The organism is Bacillus sp. GZB (genome assembly GCF_001975995.1).
Classification (GTDB): domain Bacteria; phylum Bacillota; class Bacilli; order Bacillales; family Bacillaceae; genus Bacillus; species Bacillus velezensis.
The window spans coordinates 21,501-38,926 of record NZ_MTQG01000019.1 but is presented as its reverse complement, the minus strand read 5'-3'; the positions used below and the strand labels follow the sequence as shown (position 1 = coordinate 38,926).

Here is a 17,426-nt window from a genome sequence, read left to right as displayed (position 1 = left end):
GTGATAATAATTTTCAAGGAGGATTTTATGAATAAATCATTCGAAACAGGAACACTGCTTTTAAGGGTTGTAACAGGTATTATCTTTTTTGTTCACGGTTTATCCAAGTTTCAAGGGTTGGAAGGAACTACGCAATTTTTCCAGAGCATCGGGATTCCGGCCTTTATGGTCTATGTCATCGCGACGATTGAGCTTGTCGGCGGGGTTCTGATCTTTTTCGGTTTGGCAACGCGCATTATCGGCGTTCTGTTTGCCGTCACATTAGTCGGCGCCATCTTCACGGCGAAGCTTTCCTCACCATTTATGGGCGGCTCGGAATTTGATTTCATCTTACTGGTTGCGTCAATTCACTTAGCGCTTTCAGGAAGCCGTCTGCTTTCATTGGATCAGCTCCTTTTCAAATCAAAAAAGGGAGAAACTTTTTCAGCATAAGAAAGAAGGCGTTCAAATGACCGGTATTCATCAAGATACGGCAATCGGCTATGTCAAATTGACCATTAAAAATATGGAACGCTCGCTCGGCTTTTATCGGAATGTAATCGGCCTTCAAGTCATCTCGCAGACAGATCGTTCAGCAAGACTGTCAGCAGACGGAAAACGCGTCCTGCTGGTGCTTGAAGAAAATCCAAGCGCCGTCGTTCTGCCGGAGCGGTCTGTCACCGGCCTTTACCATTTCGCGATACTTCTGCCTGACCGGAAAGAACTCGGCATCGCATTGGCCAGGCTGATTGAAAACGGCATCGCGCTCGGTCAGGGGGATCACGCGGTCAGTGAGGCCCTTTACCTGTCTGATCCGGACGGCAACGGTATTGAAATATACGCCGATCGTCCCCGCAGCACGTGGCGCCGGGATGCAGAGGGCAATTACGTCATGCAAACGGCGCCCGTCGATGTGGACGGGCTTTTGGAAGAAGCCGGAGCCGAACGGAAAAGCCGTCTCCCAGAAGGAACTGTTATCGGCCACATCCATCTTCATGTGACGGACTTACAGGAAGCCAAAGCGTTTTACACCGATATCCTAGGTTTTGACATTGTCGGCAATTACGCGGGCATGTCTGCTCTGTTTGTTTCGGCGGGAGGGTATCACCATCACATCGGTCTGAATATATGGGCCGGAAAACATGCGCCGCCGAAACCGGGAAATGCAAGCGGGCTGGATTATTACACCATCGAGCTGCCGCATCAAAAAGAGCTGTCACGTGTGACAAAAGCGCTGACCGATGCCGGCTTTGAGATCGAAGAAAAAGAAGAGGGCGTATTCGTCAAAGACCCTGTATCAGGGGCTGATATCGCATTTACACTGTAAGAAACAACCCTTGCCGTCTAACCGGCAAGGGTTTTTATTTTTCTGAAGTTTTCTTGAAAAGGCTCGGGAAAGAACGTCTGTGACTGAAGAGAGCGAACATCTCAGTGAGGCGCAAAAATGACGTGTAGAGCCCGCCATCGCCGGCCGGAGCTCAGGGCATCCGCTGGATTGAAAACTGTGTCCGTTCGGCGGATCAGGGTGTTGTATGGGCAGAATTTGAATAGAAAAAGGCAAAAGCCGCATCCGGTCACAAGATGCGGCTTTTCATATACAATTTACAATTGTGTGAAAAATGTCCAAAATAAATTGTTCTTCCTGATTCTTCCTGATATGATAAGCCGAAAAAGGAGAACCTGAACAAATGAATTCAAATGCAGCACAGACGGAACAGCCGATGAAGCATAACGGAAACCGGGTGACGGTTAAGGACTTTATCATTCTAGCCAAGCCGGGGATTATCATCTCAAATTCACTCGCCGCATTGGGCGGATTTTGGATCGCATGGCTTCAGTCGGAAAGGACGGGCGGAGGGCCCGGTATATTTGCCGCCATGGCGGTTGCTATGATCGGAACGGCGTTAGTCATGGCATCAAGCACTGTTTTTAATAACTTCTTTGACCGCGGCATGGACGCAAAGATGGCGCGAACCCGCACCCGCGCAAGCGTCACGGGGAGAATACCGCCGCCGGTCATGATCCTGTACGGCACATGTCTCGGCGCATGCGGATTCATCATGCTTGCTTCGCTTAATGTACTGACCGCCGTTCTTGGCCTGCTTGCATTTTTGCTGTATGCCATCGTTTATACGCTTTGGTTTAAAAGACAATCCGTCTGGAGCACATTTGTCGGCAGCTTTCCGGGGGCGGCTCCGCCTTTAATCGGTTATTGCGCGCTGACCGGGTACATTGATATGCCCGCGATTTTGTTATACGCAATTATGTTTTTGTGGCAGCCGCCGCATTTCTGGGCGATCGGAATCAGGCGAAAGGAAGAGTATCGTGCCGCCGGCATTCCGCTTTTGCCGATTATAAAAGGCAATCGCGTCACAAAAATAAAAATGCTGCGCTATATTGCCGTTCTGACTGCGGTTTCGCTGCTCGTTCCTCTATATATAGACGTCAGCCCGTTTTATACCGCGTCCGCTCTCCTGCTCGGGGCCATCTGGCTGTACCGGAGCGTCAAAGGCTTTCAGGCGGCGGATGACACGCAATGGTCGAAGGGGATGTTTTTTTATTCGATTGTGTATTTCAGTCTGCTTTTTCTTATTTTAATGGCTGATTCGTTTATCAATGCGGTTCTCAGAACGTAAACAGGCGGCTTGCAGATACAGAGCCGCCCCGTTTTGTTTATGCTTTTTTGATGAGAGCCAAAATATCTTCAAGCCAGGAAATATAATTCCGTTCCCGCTCAAGCGCTTTTGTCAGCACGAGATAATGGCCGAAATCAGGAGAAGAAAATGAATCCGCCTCCGCGGACGATGTCATCAGTTCTTGATAACTGTTTTCCAGATCGGACAATTTCTCCTTCCGCTTTACGAGCTGATCGGTGAATAGCTCATCCGCTTCTTCCTGCGTCAAAGCTGAGATGAAATAAGCCTTCAGCATAAATTCATCCTTCACCGTTTCCGGAATCGGGTCTTTTTTCGTCAGCCAGGCAGCAAGCTCCAGCTCTCCCTTGTCAGTCAGCGTGTACATTTTTTTCTCAAGCTTTGTTCCTTGAATCGCAGTGCGAAACGTAATAAATCCCTCAGCCGTCAGTTTTTTTAATTCCGGATAAATCTGGCTGTGCTTTGCGCTCCAAAACTGGCCGAGCTCTTCCTTAAAATAGCTCGATATATCATATCCGCTCAATTCGCCTTTTCGCAAAAGCCCTAAAATCGCGTACTTTAAAATTCTCATGTTGTCCTCCAAGCCCATTCATTTGACAGCTAGTATACCATACGGCCGCTCAAAAACGGAGAAGTGCCGGATGCTTGAAATTGAATCTGCGGCGGCAAAATCAGCGAAAATATGCAGAAAGGGGTTATTGAAACGGCAGCGGAATTGGAAAAAGCCTTTCTCATGTCTTTGCCTCATTCATATGACATCATGATATAATCATTGTAAAAATTAAGAAATACTGGGAGGGACATATGAAGACGGTGATTGTGTATGCAAACCCGGATGAGAACAGTTTCAACGCGGCTCTCGTAAAATACGTCGTCATGGCTTTAAAGGACAGCGGCCGAAGCTATACGGTCATTGACTTATACGCCGACCAATTTGATCCCGTGCTGAAGTACGGCGGCGAAAAAAAGCGCTCTGACATGAACCGGGACGCTGAAACGAAGAAATACCGGAAACTGATGAAAGAAGCGGATCATCTCATTTTCATCTACCCGCTGTGGTGGGGAGGCGTTCCGGCGATTATGAAAGGCTTTTTTGACAGAGTGCTTGTCGCCGGAGAAGCCTACACATATGAAAACGGCCGCGTAAAAGGACTGCTCCGGGCAGAGACGGCACAGGTCTTTTATACGGCGGATTCCCCGGGCTGGTACTTAAAGTGGTTCCGGAAAAACTCGGACTGGATTACGCTGAAAAAAGGCATTCTGCAATTTTGCGGCATTCAAAAAGCCGAGCGGAACCTTTTTTCTGTCGTCAAAACGAGCACACCCGAGCTGCGGGAAAAATGGCTGCGCCAAGCATACGCTAAAGTCCGGCGCGCTTGTGAAAAAGGAGCGGCCGCATGCAGATAAAAGAAATTTTCGTGATTCGCTGCCTGTCCTGTTTAAGTGTGGTTCTGCTTCATGCAGTTTCAATGGTGCTGATGATTCAGGAAGAGTCCTTAGCCAGTGCCGCCCATACGGTTGATGCTTTTCGTACCCTGTTGATGTTCAGCACGCCGGCGTTTATCTTTATTTCGGAATTTCTGCTTGCCAGGTCATACGCGGGAGGCGTTCCCGCGGGTTTTTTAAAGAAAAGGGGCAAAGTCATTTTCGTGCCGTTTCTGTTTATTGCCGCGGTGGATGCCATTTTAATGAAAAGCGTGGCGGAAGAAGGAGCCGGATTCGTTTCAGTGATCGGTAAATTTTTAGAAAATGTGTTTTTAGGAAACTTCATCGGCTACTTCATTCTTGTGATCTTTCAATTTTACATTCTCCATATGCTGCTGCACCGCTGGCTGAACAACACATCTCCCGTGTGGGTGCTGTCTGTTTCGTTTATCATCAACGCCGTCTATCTGGCTTACTTTTCCATCGTTCATCCGCCGGCATCATCGGGGCTTGATTCTATTTTTCCGTTCTTTTGGGTTCCGTTTCCGGGCTGGGTGTTTTATTTCTGTCTGGCATTTTATTGCGGAAAGGAATATCCGCGTTTTTTATCGCTCATCAATCAGTACCGTTATGCGGTTTACTTCAGTGCGGCCGTATCGGCAATATTGATTGTGGCCGTTTCATATATCAGCGGCGGCTCCATTTCCTCTAAGCGTCCGGATATTATGATTTACGCGGTCAGTATGATCTTTCTGTGTTTTCATCTGTTTTCAAAGCTCAAAAAAGTGCCCGCGATTGTGATGATGATCAGCAACTATTCGTTTTCAATCTATCTGCTGCACTCCTACTTTTTAATCAGCGGATATCTTCTGGAAGGCTATTTGCGGTCAATGCCTTTGCCGGCTGCCATCCTTCTTTTATTTTTGATCTGCACGCTCGGCCCCATTTTCGTATCTTGGGGATGCAACCATTTCAGATACGGATACCTGTTTGTCGGGAAAGTGTATCAGCCGAAGCAGACCAAAAGAAATACGGCGGCGCATCAAGGCCGCACAGTCTGAAAAAAAGGCGGCGTTTCGGCCGCCTTTTTGATACGGGTCCGCCTTATCCGGCACGAGGACGGATAGTTGTACATCCTGCAAACAAAGCCCCCGCCTGCGGCCGTTTTGACGGATGCATTTATGACAAAATAACGCCATCGATTTTCTCCCTTGTGAAGACCGATATATTGTATACTTATAGGAAATACTTTCAAAAAAAGTGAAAAAGAGAAAAACTGTGAGCTTGGATGAACGACTAAAAAGGAGCGGGGACATTATGAATGACTGTGTCAAAACATTCGGAGAACTTCCGGCCGAACTTTATTCCTTTGCGGGAGGAAAAGGAAGCATTCTCTCTAAAATGTATCAAAGCGGGTATCCTGTGCCTGAAGGGTTTGTGATTTTGCCGTCTGCCTTTCAGGACGGACAGCTCCGCCATCAGGCGAGAGAGGCTGTTGATCAATATGTGAATTCCATCCGCAACCGCCATGCATCTGCGTTGTTTGCCGTACGCTCATCCGCGCTGAGCGAGGATTCCGCTCAGGCTTCCTTTGCCGGAGAATTCGATACGGTGTTGAATGTCAAAACAGATCAAGACATGTTCAGGGCGATTGATGAAGTCCGCCGATCGACACAGTCAGAAAGAGTAAAAGCGTACAGCGCCGTTCAGGGAATGGAAGATGAGCATGAAATCGCAATCGTCATCCAGCTGATGATACCGTCTGAGATATCCGGAGTGCTGTTTACCGCAGATCCGATTACGGGGAGCAGGCGGGAGATGACAGGCAATTACGTCTACGGTCTCGGGGAGCAGCTTGTTTCCGGGGAAGCCGATGCCTATTCTTTTAAACTGGCACGGCCCAAGAAAAAATATGACGGTCCCGGGGAATTTCGCAAATATGCGTCAAAGCTCTATAAACTGGCGAAAAAGCTGGAAAAAGATCTTGGAGGGCCGCAGGATATTGAATGGGCTGCCGCGGGCGGGACATTGTATATTCTTCAATCCCGCCCGATTACGACCTTACAAGCCGGAAATCTGGAAACCTATGAATGGAATGATTCTTTCAGCGGTGATTTTTTATGGACAAACACAAATATAGGAGAAGCGATTCCCGATGTGATGACGCCGCTGACATGGTCGCTCCTCCGGAATCTGGATGAAGAGTCGGGCATTATTCCGGGCTATTATGTCTGGTCCGGCAATATTTGCGGCAGAGCCTATAACAATATGAGCCAGCCTCTTTCCGTTCTTGCCGCTTTCGGTCTGAATCCGAAAGGCGGAAAAATAGGAAAAATGATGAGCGATACATTGGGTGAAATCCCGGCGGAAATGAAGATTCCTTTATATCCGTTCTCAAAGTATGAACTTTTGAAGATCATCCCGAAAAAACTGAAACCGTATCTGTCGAAAATGAAGCAAGCGAAAAAAAACATGTCCTCCTACTTGGACGAATCGCCGGAGTGGTGCCGGAATATTGAGGAAAAGCTGAAACGTGCCGAAACGGAGCGGGCATTATTAGCGATATGGAACAATGAGATCTATCCGTATTTATGCAACGCGTGGTTTGCGTTAATATCCGGCGGGCGTGATTCTGCGCAATCCTCTTCGTCGTTAACCTCTCAATTAACAAAACTCGCAGGGATAGAAGATGCGAATCTCTTGCTCTCCAATCTGAGGGGAAAAGGCGGACTGGCCAGCCTGGAGCCGATTATCGGCATTGATCAAGTCATGAAAGGCCGTATGAGCGAGGAAGAATACCTCAGGAACCAAGGCCACCGTGGCCCGCATGAATACGAACTTTCCATACCGCATCCGGGAGAAAATCGGGATTGGCTGACGAAGCAGATCAAAGAACACAAGGAGTCGGGTATTGATGCCGAACAACTGCTTTTGAAACAGCAGCGGGCGCATGAACAGGCCTTCCGAAGATTTGAAGAAAAGTATCCTCATAAGGTCAAATGGCTCAAAGCCAAAATGGAAAAAGCGTCAGAATACGCGAATATTAGAGAAACAACCAGATCCAAATTTGTCAGGGTGTACCGGACAGCCAGAGCATTCGCGCTCAGAGCGGCGGAAATGACCGGCATGAAGGATGATATTTTCTTCCTGTATCTGCATGAAATAACCGATCTGCTCGCAGGAAAAGAGCCGGCGGTTGCGTCGATTCAAGCGAGAAAGCAAAACTATGAAACCTATAAAAAACTGCCGCCGTTCCCATCCGTTATTAACGGAAGGTTCAATCCGTTTAAATGGGCTGAGGATCCTGACAGAAGAGCGGATTATTACGATGCTTTTATGCCTGCGGAAACTGATGATGCGCATACTTTAAAAGGTTTCGCGGGAGCGGCCGGGAGAGTGGAGGGCATTGTCCGTGTCCTTGATGCTCCGGAAGACGGGGATTCTTTTGCGGCGGGGGAAATTTTAGTGACGTCGACAACCAATGTAGGCTGGACCCCGCTTTTTCCAAGAGCGGCTGCTATCATAACGGACGTCGGCGCCCCTTTGTCCCACGCGGCGATCGTTGCCCGGGAACTGGGGATTCCTGCCGTTGTCGGGTGCGGAAATGCAACGTCAAAACTGAAAACGGGGGACAGGGTGGCCGTTGACGGCGGGCAAGGCATCGTCCAGCTGGAACCGCGGCAGACTCCGGCCACTTCTGAAGAGGAAAATGGTAAACTGATAGAATAAAAACATGGGAAAGGAGTCGCGCATGAATAAAGCAGTTATTAACGGGGAGCAAATCAGAAGTATGAGCGACCTGCACCAGACATTGAAAAAGGAACTTGCCCTTCCTGAATACTACGGTGAAAACCTTGACGCTTTATGGGATTGTCTGACCGGCTGGGTGGAATACCCCCTCGTTTTAGAATGGCGACAGTTTGAACAAAGCAAGCAGCTTACAGAAAATGGCGCCGAGAGTGTGCTTCAGGTCTTTCGTGAAGCGAAAGCGGAAGGCTGCGACATCACCATCATACTTTCATAATACGATCAGCGGGAGAGAGACAAAAATGGAAAAACAAACCCTAAGCTATCCGATTGGAGAATATCAGCCGGCTGAATCGATTTCGGCCGGACAGAAACAAGAATGGATCAATGCGCTGGAACACGCTCCGGCCAAACTGAAACAAGCTGTCAGAGCGATGTCGGACAGTCAGCTTGATACGCCTTACCGAGAAGGGGGATGGACTGTCCGCCAAGTGGTTCACCATCTGGCGGACAGCCACATGAACGGCTATACCCGGTTTAAATTGAGCTTAACGGAGAATGAACCAAAAATCCGTCCTTATGATGAAAAAGGCTGGGCCGATCTTCATGATTCCAAAACCGCCGCTTGCGGGGATGCGCTTGAGCTGTTAACGATCCTGCACAGAAGATGGGCCGCTCTTTTGCGCTCCATGACGGAAGCCCAATTCAAACGGACATACTTCCATCCTGTATCTAAAGAGACGGTTACGCTGGAACAAGCGCTCGGGCTATATGTCTGGCACTCTGAACATCACATCGCCCATATTACTGAGCTTTCCCGGCGGATGGGCTGGCATCTGTCTTAGAGGATGCCGGCTTTCGGAAAAACGCCAAAACCGCCGCAGACACAATCGTGCATAATGAAATGACGGCGGCCGCCGTATAAAGATGGTGGTAGCCGCTGGAAATGCCCGCTTCAATTGCATCAGAAACCGCTTTTTTGACGGCGGGAACGGGGATTCGGCTCACTTGCTCCTGCAACGAAGAAAGTCCGCCGCCGATATCGGGCATTTGCGCCTGATCAGCGGGAATGCCGCTTTTCGCTAAACGGTTTTTGATGTCATCTCCGATCCGGTCAAAGCCCGCTGTAATGAAGCCGGCATATAAAGCCGGAGCGAGCGTCAGCCCGACCTGCCTTACGAGTGACAGCGTGCCGAGCGCTGTTCCTTTGTTTTGGCCCGCCGTTTCTGATACAAGCACATTCAGCGGAGCCCCGAGCAGAAATCCGAAACCGATCCCCGCAATGACACTCGCTGTGACAAATTCCCATTTATCCGTCACCCATAACGGAAACAGGCTGAAGCCTGCAAATGCGATGGCGCCTGATACAACCGCGGAGAAGACCGGCCCTTTTTTATCCGTGATCGCCCCGCCGAGCCACGCTCCGATTCCTGACGCCAACGCGAGCGGCGTCATCCAATAACCCGCTTTCTCCGCCGATACGTGCAAATATTGCTCCGCATAAGAAGGAATAAAAATGACCGCAGCGAGCAGCCCTCCCGATAAAAATCCGATGACGAGCGTCCATTGAAACACTTTATTTTGCAGCAGCGAGTAGGCGAGAATCGGATCGCCCCCTCGGTTTTCAACCCGCTTTTCGACTTTAAGCAGCACCAGAAAGAGAAGTGCCGCTCCCAAAAGATACCCGTACACCTTTACGTTCATTATGCTTTCTGACAGCTTCGCCCCATCGAGATTCGTGATACCGATCATGCAAGATAAGATCGCAAGAGACAGCAGCATTGTGCCGGCGAGGTCAAGCCGTTTCGCCTCAGGCTCTTTCGTTTCAGCGATAAACAAACCGCCGCACACAACCAAAGCGGCGGCAATCGGCAGGTTAATCAAGAACAGCCAATGCCACGACCCGGTTACATCAAGCAAAAAGCTCCCGATATTCGGTCCGAGGACGGCCGCCATACCGTTCATCGCCCCTAAAAGCCCGAGAGCTTTCCCCTGTTTCTCCTTCGGAAGCACGGCCAGCACATGCGAACTCCCGATAATAAAAATTCCGCCGCCGCCAAGGGCCTGAATGAGCCGTGCCGCCAAAAACATCGGGAAGCTCTGACTGAGTGCGACAAGCAAAGAGCCGAGTCCGAACAGCCCGACTTCAATCATAAACAGCTTTTTCCGCCCGTATCGGTCCGACAGCTTGCCGACAATCGGCACACTGACACTGAGTCCCAATGTGTAAAGGGTCACTCCCCACGATCCCCATGAAGGAGAAACATCAAAAGAGCTGTTAATCGTCGTCAGAGCAGCGGAAATAATTCCGTTGTCCAGCGCCGCCATGAACACACCGATCGTAAAGAGAGTGATGGCCCAGCTCTGGTTTTTTTCTGTTTGCAATGGCTCCGGCATACTGATCAATCCTTCCGTTTTTAATTCACTTCGAATATATTATTCACTTCAAGTGAATTAAATGTCAAACAAAAAAAGGCCGCCGATACCGGCAGGCCTTTTTCATCTCTATGCCTGTTTGGAAGAATCAAGCGCTCTTGCCAAAATGGCAAGCCCTTGATTGACCGTTTGTTTTTCTTCAGCGGTCAGCGTTTCCAATGAACGTTTCAATTTTACATGTCCTTTTTGATAAAGGCTGCGGAAAATATCTTTCGCGTTTTCCGTTAATTGAACGACGACTGAACGGCGGTCTTCTTCTGACGGAGCGCGTGTAATGAAACATGATTTTTCTAAACGGTCAAGGAGCCCCGTCGTATTTGAAAGAGAAGCGCCCATTTTCTCCGCTATGTCACTCACCTTAAGCGTCCCGTGGTTGTTCAGAAGCATCAGCACCTTCATTTGCGGCATGCTCATATCAAGCTTCATCCACTCCGACACATCGCCGAGCCCCGCCGATGTCATCACTTTCATGTACAGCACCCAAATATCCCGTTCCTCAGGAGAAAAAATATCGCCGCCTAATACCGTTGTATCATGCAGATTATAATCCATCGTCTCACTTCCTCATTTATACTCCTGCATACCATATTACTGATTTTAATCAGAGAAAGAAAGTTGCAGACGAGTTTTGTTTGAATGTGAGGTGGTAGTGTATAATATGTTGGAGATTATTGGGGGAATTATAATAAATAAGCTATTTTATGATGATTGGAGAGAACATTGCTGACTAAAAAGAATGCCTTATCGATATTAAAAGTATTATTTCCTATTGCAGTTTTGCTTTTAGTCATTTATCAGTCCAAAAAGGAATTGACAGACCTTTCTTTTAAACGAACGCTGTACATTATTAACGGGATTGAGCGTTACGATTTATTTATTCTCGTTCTGCTCGGCCTTCTTGCCGTCAGCGCAATGTCCTTTTATGACTTTGTGCTGAAACGGACGCTTCGCCTCAACATTCCGAATTGGAAAGTATTCAGGGTCTCTTTTATCGCCAATTCCTTTAACAATGTCCTTGGATTCGGCGGTCTGGCGGGTGTCGGGCTGCGGACGATGCTTTACAAAGAACATACGAATGACGTAAAACGCCTCGTCGCAGGCATCGCCTGGCTTACGTCCTCAGCGCTGCTCGGGCTGTCCGTCTTCAGTATCCTGACCATCGCCCGCGTTCTGCCGGTTGGAGAGATTACAGGTGAGAAACCGTGGCTGTGGGCTGTTATCGCCGGAGTGGCGCTTATTGTGCCGGCAGCCTTAATCGCCGCTGGGATCAACAATAAAAAAGCTGGCGCAGAAGACGGTGAAGCAAAACCGAGGCATCCGGTTTTTTCTTACATCGGGGCATCGTTTGCTGAATGGTTTGCGGCGGCTGTCGTCATGTATTATTCCTTGTATGTCATGGGAATTCACGCGGATGTCCGCCATGTATTCGGTGTATTTGCCATTGCCGCTATCGGGGGAATCATCAGTCTTGTGCCGGGAGGATTCGGTTCGTTTGACCTTCTGTTTCTGCTCGGCATGCAGAATATGGGCTTTCCGCAGGAGGCGGTTGTGACATCCATCGTCATCTACCGGATTGTGTATTCATTTATTCCGTTTGTGTTCGGGCTGTTCTTTGCGGCTGGCGATTTAACGGAAAATACGCTTAAACGGCTGGAATCAAATCCGAAGATGGCGCCCGCCGTGGAAACGACGAACGTGCTTCTCGTATTCCAGCGCGCTATCTTAATCAGGGTGCTTTACGGTTCGCTGTCGCTTTTGGTTTTCATGGCGGGAGTGGTCGTGCTGGCGTCCGTCGCCCTGCCGATTGACAGGGAGACGGTCATCCCGCATATTCCGCGCCCGGCGCTCCTTGCGTTTAACGCGTTATCGTTAAGCGCGGCTTTGATTCTTTTAATCTTGCCGATTGAATTATACAAACGGACGAAACGTTCTTATTCAATGGCGGTTGCCGCGCTGGTCGGCGGTTTTGTGTTCAGTTTCTTAAAAGGATTGAACATCAGCGCGATCTTTATTCTGCCTGTCGTCATCGTATTGCTTGTGCTGTTAAAGCGGCAGTTTATCAGAGAGCAGGCTTCGTATACGCTCGGCCAGATGATTTTTGCGGCCGCTCTGTTTATTATCGCCTTGTTTAACTACAATCTCATTGCCGGCTTTATTTGGGATAAAATGAATCGGCTGCTGCGCCACGATTATTTCGTCCATAACAATTCGCACATTACATATGCCACGATGACGGCCATTATTGTTGTGCCGCTGTTTTTCCTTTTGTTTACGTTCTTTTATCATAAAAGATCGAAGCCGATCGGAGAAAAGGCCGATCCTGAACGGCTGAAGTCCTTTTTGGCGGAAGAAGGCGGAAACGCACTCAGCCATCTCGGCTTTCTCGGGGATAAGCGGTTTTATTTCTCAAGCGACGGCAAAGCGCTTTTATTGTTCAGCCAGATTTCCAGAAGGCTTGTCGTGCTCGGTGATCCGTCAGGACAGAGAGACTCTTTTCCGCTTGTGATTGAAGAATTTCTGAATGAAGCGCATAAGCAGGGGCTGAGTGTCATGTTTTATCAGATCGAACGTGAAGATCTGGCGCTGTATCATGACTTCGGCTATAACTTCTTCAAGCTTGGAGAAGAAGCGTTCGTGGATATGGAGGCCTTTACGCTCTCAGGTAAGAAAAAAGCGGGGCTGCGGGCGATTAACAACAAATTTGACCGCGAAGGCTACACATTTCATGTCGGGGAACCGCCGTTTTCCTCCGAGTTTATCGCCAAGCTGAAAGACATTTCGGACGAATGGCTCGGACCGAAAAAAGAGAAAGGTTTTTCTCTCGGTTTCTTCGACCGGGATTATTTGGAACAGGCGCCGATTGCTTACGTGAAAGACGCGGAAGGGGAGATCATCGCTTTTGCCAACCTGATGCCGATGTATCAGGAAGGCGAGATATCCGTCGACTTGATGCGTTATCGGAAAAGCGCGCCGAACGGTATTATGGACGCGCTTTTCATCCGTCTGTTTCTCTGGGCGCAGGAAAAAGGCTATACCACCTTCAATATGGGCATGGCGCCTTTGTCAAACGTAGGAACGGCTTTTACATCTTTCTGGTCGGAAAGAATCGCGGCCGTCATCTTCAACAACGTCCGGTATATGTACAGCTTCAGCGGGCTGCGGGCCTTTAAAGAAAAATACAAACCGGAGTGGCGCGGGAAATACTTGGCGTACCGCAAAAACAGATCGCTGTCCGTCACGATGATTCTCGTCACCCGCCTGATCGGAAAAACCAAAAAAAGACGCCGTTAAAAGGCGTCTTTTTTTTCGAAGAATTAACTAAAAATTCTAATTTCACTCTGTTATACTGAATAACATGATCATAAGGTGAAAGGAAGGCTGATGAATGAAACAGGCAACCGTGTTTAAATATGAAGCGTTTTCCAATATTCCTGATTTGGGAAATCCCGCGGGAATCGTCTTTAACGGAGATGATTATTCAGATGAAGAGATGCAGATGATCGCCGAAATGGCAGGGTACAATGAAACCTCATTTCTCTGTAAAAGCGGAGAAGCCGATCTGCGCATCCGCTATTTTACACCCGGCCACGAAATGAATTTATGCGGACATGCTACCGTCGCCTCTCTTTACGCATTAATTGAAAAGGGAAGGCTTCAGGCTGATCAGACATATCAAATTGAAACAAAAGCCGGCATTCTTCCCGCAAAAGCCGCTGAACGAAACGGCCGGGTATACATCACACTCGAACAGGCTCCCCCGCAATTTCTGCCGTTTACGGGCGACAAAGAAAAGCTTGCCGCCTCGCTCGGGATTACGGCTGAGGATTTTCACAGCGGGCTGCCGATTGTTTACGGATCAACGGGGATCTGGACACTGATTGTTCCGCTGAGATCACTTAAAGCATCACGGAATATGGTGCCGGACAACGCACAATTTCCCGCTATTTTGCGCGATCTTCCGAAAGCGAGCGTTCATCCGTTTTCTCTGGAAACCGTTCATCCGGAAAGTGATCTGCACGGACGCCATTTTTCTTCCCCTTTCTCCGGAACGACCGAAGATCCCGTCACGGGAACCGCTTCAGGCGTCATGGCAGCCTATATGCGGCAATACGGAGGCTCCGAAGCCGAATGCCTTACGATTGAACAAGGCCAGGAAATCGGGAAAGACGGAAAAGTGGAAATCAGGATCGCGGAGGAAAACGGAGAGATGAACATCAAGATGACGGGAACGGCCGTGTATGCCGAAACAATCAATTTTCAGCTTCCGTAACGGTTTACAAATGCCGGTCGTATCCGTTATATTATAAATGATAATCATTTTCATTTGGATAGGAAGGTGAATCGGCATGCCGAAAACCGAACAATTACAGCAAAACGAAAGTCTTGCACATACAATCAGAAACAGAAGATCCATCCGGTCGTTTAAACCGGAAACCGTACCTTCTGAAGTCATATTAGATATGCTTGAAACGGCCGTTTACGCACCGAACCACAGACTGACGGAGCCATGGCGTTTTATCTACGCAGCAAGCGAAGCGGGAAAAGCAAAGCTTGCGGACAGCTACGTCTCATTTTTCAAAAAGATAAAAGATGATTTCAACGAGGAAAAAGAGCGGAACATGAGAAAAAATCTCAGCGCCGTTCCGGGATTTTTGCTGGTCGTCTTAAAAGAAGATGAAAATGAATTTACGAGAAACGATGATTTCGCGGCGCTGAGCGGCATGATTCAAAACCTTCAGCTTCTCGCACATGAAAACGGCATCGGCATGGTCTGGAAAAGCGGCCGCATTATGTATGACAAACAGGTGCACCAAGACTTCGGCCTTGCTGACAATGAGCGCTTTGCCGCCATCATTCAAACGGGCTATCCGGATGAACAGCCTAAGGCGAAAGAACGGACGCCGGCAAAAAGCCTGTTTACCGAACTGTAAAAAAAATCCCCGTCTCTATACAGAGGCGGGGATTTCGTATTAACGGGTTTTGCTTTTAGCTCTGTTGTCAGCGGCTTTCATCCGCGCCTGCGCTTCGCGGTCAGCGGAATCAGCAAGCTCGCTTGAATATTCCTCGTACGTGCCGTCTGTTTCGTGTTTCAAAGCATCCGGAACTTGAGGAAGTTTTTGTTTGTTTTTATCACGGTTTTTGTGAGTATGATTTCTGCCCATATCAATCGCCCCCTGAAAAAAGTGATATCAAACAAACATAGTATCTGCCCGGTCCCGATCTTTATTCAGTTTATTTCCGTTTGGCTGCTCTTTCCGCTTTTTTGAATTCACCGGAATAAAGGACTTCCTGCATTTTTTTCAGATTGGCTCCCTGCTGATGTTTTTCGCGCTTCTTTTCCATAAAAGAAGACCCTCCTTCAAAACAGAATACCAATAGGATTGGCTTTTATTTCCGTTTTTATGCAGATAAGAGATCCTTTAAAGCCAAATCAAGTTCTTCATACGTAAATTGAAAACCGGATGTCAGCGCCTGCTTAGGCAGGGCGCGCTGGCCTTTTACGATCAGCAGGCTCATTTCTCCCAAGGCCTTCTCCAGAAAAAATTCCGGTACGGGAATCCAATGGGGGCGGTGCAGGACACTTGCGATCGTCTTTCCGAATTGCTTCATTTCTACGGGGTTCGGCGATGTCACATTCATGGGACCGGACAAGTCATCATGCTCCGCCGCAAAAGCAATAAGTTCCGCGGCGTCATCGACATGAACCCATGACAGCCATTGCCGTCCAGAGCCGACGGTGCCTCCGGCTAACAGCTTATAAGGGAGAACCATGAGCGGCAGGGCGCCTTTTTCACCGAGCATCACCCCGAATCTGGCATATACCGTCCGGATGCCGAGCGCTTCAATTTTCTGGCCTTCACGTTCCCACATATGAGCCGTATGACTGAGAAAATCTTCATTTGACGTATCTGACTGTTCGGTGAACGTTTTTTCTGTGCTTGTGCCGTAAATGCCGACGGCGCTTGCCTGAATTAAAGCCCGGGGTTTTTTCGGCTGCTGCTTCATAATCCGTCTGACTTCTCTCGTCGCTTCTATTCTGCTTGAGATGATTTGTTCCTTCGTTGTGTCCGTCCAGCGGTCAAAGATGGATTTGCCGGCGAGGTTCACCCATACATCAATAGGGGGAAGCTCGCGCTCAGGCGCCGCGTTTTCGGCCAGCCATTGAACATATGTCACATTTTTTTGTTCGGTTTCTCTCTGTTTTCTTGATAAAATATAGACATGATGTCCCCGGCGGGTAAACACACCTGTCAGATGCCGGCCCAGAAAACCAGTGCCGCCTGTCATCGCGATATTCATATCCATCTCTCCTTACACGTTGATACATATACTGTACCTCATTTGCCAAAAAGAAAAACGCCTGAACATCGGGGCGGGAAAGGAGACCGGGATGCCGTTTATTACAAAAATATCGACCCAAAAGAAAAATACCGAGCGCTTCAACATCTTTCTTGATGAGAAATATGCATTCAGCGTCGACGCCGACGTGCTTGTGCGTTTTGACCTGAAAAAAGGGAAAGAACTGGACGAGCTTGACATTCTTGAAATCCAGTACGGCGATGACGTGAAAAAAGCCTTTAACCGCGCCGTAGAATTTTTATCATACCGGATGCGCTCTGAAAAAGAAGTCCGGGATCATCTGAAGAAAAAAGAAACACCGGACATGGTCATTTCTGAAGTCATCCATAAACTGTACGATTACAGCTACTTAAATGACAAAGAATTTGCCGAAGCCTATGCGAGCACCCACAAAAAAACAAACGGCAAAGGCCCTGACGTCCTGTTCCGCGAGCTGAAAGCGAAAGGAATAGACGACGATACCATCAAGGAGACGCTCAGTGCGTTTACATTTGATGAGCAGATACAAGAAGCGCTGAAACATATCGGCAAAATCCTGAAAAAAGACAAAAAGCTGTCCACAAAAGAGATCAGACAGCGGGCGCAGATGCAGCTTCAGCGAAAAGGTTTCCCTTTCGACGTCATCAATGCCGCTCTGGAACAGACGGAGTATGAAAATGATGATGAAGCCGAGATGGAAGCTCTGAAGGCTCATGCGGAAAAAGCGATCAGGAAATACCGCTATGACGGCAGTTATGAAAGCGGAATGAAGGTCAAACAGTACTTATTCAGAAAAGGATTCTCGATTGACGATATTGATCAATTCTTGCAGGAAGAGGAGTAAAC

The 17,426-nt window shown here is 48.5% G+C and carries 18 protein-coding genes and 1 pseudogene; 13 read left to right on the top strand and 6 right to left on the bottom strand.

All coding sequences use genetic code 11. The features are described 5' to 3' along the window. Nucleotides 1–27: 27 nt before the first annotated feature. The 4 genes and pseudogenes from BXO87_RS18375 to cyoE all read left to right on the top strand — a co-directional run bounded on the left by BXO87_RS18375 (nt 28) and on the right by cyoE (nt 2,615). A complete protein-coding gene (locus BXO87_RS18375; protein ID WP_007408534.1) occupies nt 28–432 on the top strand; it encodes a DoxX family protein in 405 nt (134 codons plus the stop codon). A 16-nt stretch (nt 433–448) separates the two neighbouring features. Beyond that, nucleotides 449–1,306, top strand: a complete 858-nt coding sequence (gene catE / locus BXO87_RS18370) for a catechol 2,3-dioxygenase (RefSeq protein WP_038457341.1) — start codon at nt 449–451, stop codon at nt 1,304–1,306. Between the two features lie 131 nt (nt 1,307–1,437). Further along, nucleotides 1,438–1,530 (top strand): annotated as a pseudogene (locus tag BXO87_RS21105) (hypothetical protein); the annotation flags it as partial. Nucleotides 1,531–1,667: 137 nt separating this feature from the next. Continuing rightward, the gene (cyoE, locus tag BXO87_RS18360; RefSeq protein ID WP_038457344.1) at nt 1,668–2,615 is read left to right on the top strand and encodes a heme o synthase; all 948 of its coding nucleotides are present in this window, start codon (nt 1,668–1,670) and stop codon (nt 2,613–2,615) included. A gap of 37 nt (nt 2,616–2,652) precedes the next feature. Here cyoE and BXO87_RS18355 read toward each other — a convergent pair whose 3' ends face one another. Then, entirely contained in the window at nt 2,653–3,204 is a 552-nt protein-coding gene (locus tag BXO87_RS18355; RefSeq protein WP_012117104.1) for a PadR family transcriptional regulator, read from the bottom strand. Between the two features lie 233 nt (nt 3,205–3,437). Here BXO87_RS18355 and BXO87_RS18350 point away from each other — a divergent pair, with 233 nt between their 5' ends. From BXO87_RS18350 to bstA, 5 genes are all read left to right on the top strand, one after another. Then, on the top strand, nt 3,438–4,040 hold the full coding sequence (locus BXO87_RS18350) for an NAD(P)H-dependent oxidoreductase (RefSeq protein WP_032872373.1): 603 nt from the start codon (nt 3,438–3,440) through the stop codon (nt 4,038–4,040). Further along, nucleotides 4,031–5,119, top strand: coding sequence for an acyltransferase family protein (locus BXO87_RS18345; protein ID WP_038457345.1), 1,089 nt, complete (start codon nt 4,031–4,033; stop codon nt 5,117–5,119). The genes BXO87_RS18350 and BXO87_RS18345 overlap by 10 nt, the downstream gene beginning before the upstream one ends. A gap of 256 nt (nt 5,120–5,375) precedes the next feature. Then, the gene (locus tag BXO87_RS18340; protein WP_038457347.1) at nt 5,376–7,787 is read left to right on the top strand and encodes a PEP/pyruvate-binding domain-containing protein; all 2,412 of its coding nucleotides are present in this window, start codon (nt 5,376–5,378) and stop codon (nt 7,785–7,787) included. Between the two features lie 22 nt (nt 7,788–7,809). Continuing rightward, nucleotides 7,810–8,082 (top strand): ribonuclease inhibitor Barstar, encoded by a 273-nt coding sequence (locus BXO87_RS18335; RefSeq protein ID WP_007408543.1) that lies wholly within the window; start codon nt 7,810–7,812, stop codon nt 8,080–8,082. Nucleotides 8,083–8,107: 25 nt separating this feature from the next. Next, complete coding sequence (gene bstA / locus BXO87_RS18330) at nt 8,108–8,650, top strand: bacillithiol transferase BstA (protein WP_038457349.1); 543 nt, start codon at nt 8,108–8,110, stop codon at nt 8,648–8,650. On the opposite strand, the gene BXO87_RS18325 is transcribed toward bstA, so the two are convergent. Both BXO87_RS18325 and BXO87_RS18320 read right to left on the bottom strand, forming a co-directional pair. After that, entirely contained in the window at nt 8,610–10,202 is a 1,593-nt protein-coding gene (locus BXO87_RS18325; RefSeq protein ID WP_038457351.1) for an MFS transporter, read from the bottom strand. The genes bstA and BXO87_RS18325 overlap by 41 nt on opposite strands. Before the next feature lie 108 nt (nt 10,203–10,310). Then, a complete protein-coding gene (locus tag BXO87_RS18320; RefSeq protein WP_003155512.1) occupies nt 10,311–10,793 on the bottom strand; it encodes a MarR family transcriptional regulator in 483 nt (160 codons plus the stop codon). Nucleotides 10,794–10,961: 168 nt separating this feature from the next. Between BXO87_RS18320 and mprF the strand changes: the two genes are divergently transcribed. The 3 genes from mprF to BXO87_RS18305 all read left to right on the top strand — a co-directional run bounded on the left by mprF (nt 10,962) and on the right by BXO87_RS18305 (nt 15,172). Then, nucleotides 10,962–13,532 carry a bifunctional lysylphosphatidylglycerol flippase/synthetase MprF gene (mprF, locus tag BXO87_RS18315; RefSeq protein WP_007408547.1) on the top strand — a complete coding sequence of 857 codons (2,571 nt, stop codon included), beginning with the start codon at nt 10,962–10,964 and terminating at the stop codon, nt 13,530–13,532. Nucleotides 13,533–13,626: 94 nt separating this feature from the next. Further along, nucleotides 13,627–14,511, top strand: coding sequence for a PhzF family phenazine biosynthesis isomerase (locus BXO87_RS18310; RefSeq protein ID WP_007408548.1), 885 nt, complete (start codon nt 13,627–13,629; stop codon nt 14,509–14,511). Between the two features lie 76 nt (nt 14,512–14,587). Next, nucleotides 14,588–15,172, top strand: a complete 585-nt coding sequence (locus BXO87_RS18305) for a nitroreductase family protein (RefSeq protein ID WP_007408549.1) — start codon at nt 14,588–14,590, stop codon at nt 15,170–15,172. A gap of 39 nt (nt 15,173–15,211) precedes the next feature. Here the strand turns inward: BXO87_RS18305 and BXO87_RS18300 are convergent, their stop codons facing one another. The 3 genes from BXO87_RS18300 to BXO87_RS18290 all read right to left on the bottom strand — a co-directional run bounded on the left by BXO87_RS18300 (nt 15,212) and on the right by BXO87_RS18290 (nt 16,541). Continuing rightward, nucleotides 15,212–15,403 (bottom strand): YfhD family protein, encoded by a 192-nt coding sequence (locus tag BXO87_RS18300; protein WP_007408550.1) that lies wholly within the window; start codon nt 15,401–15,403, stop codon nt 15,212–15,214. A 70-nt stretch (nt 15,404–15,473) separates the two neighbouring features. Then, nucleotides 15,474–15,584, bottom strand: a complete 111-nt coding sequence (locus tag BXO87_RS18295; protein ID WP_003155504.1) for a YfhE family protein — start codon at nt 15,582–15,584, stop codon at nt 15,474–15,476. Between the two features lie 57 nt (nt 15,585–15,641). Beyond that, nucleotides 15,642–16,541: a TIGR01777 family oxidoreductase gene (locus BXO87_RS18290; RefSeq protein ID WP_076851429.1), complete on the bottom strand. Its 900-nt coding sequence runs from the start codon at nt 16,539–16,541 to the stop codon at nt 15,642–15,644. A gap of 91 nt (nt 16,542–16,632) precedes the next feature. Between BXO87_RS18290 and recX the strand changes: the two genes are divergently transcribed. After that, nucleotides 16,633–17,424: a recombination regulator RecX gene (gene recX / locus BXO87_RS18285; RefSeq protein ID WP_015239427.1), complete on the top strand. Its 792-nt coding sequence runs from the start codon at nt 16,633–16,635 to the stop codon at nt 17,422–17,424. The last annotated feature ends 2 nt before the right edge of the window (nt 17,425–17,426 follow it).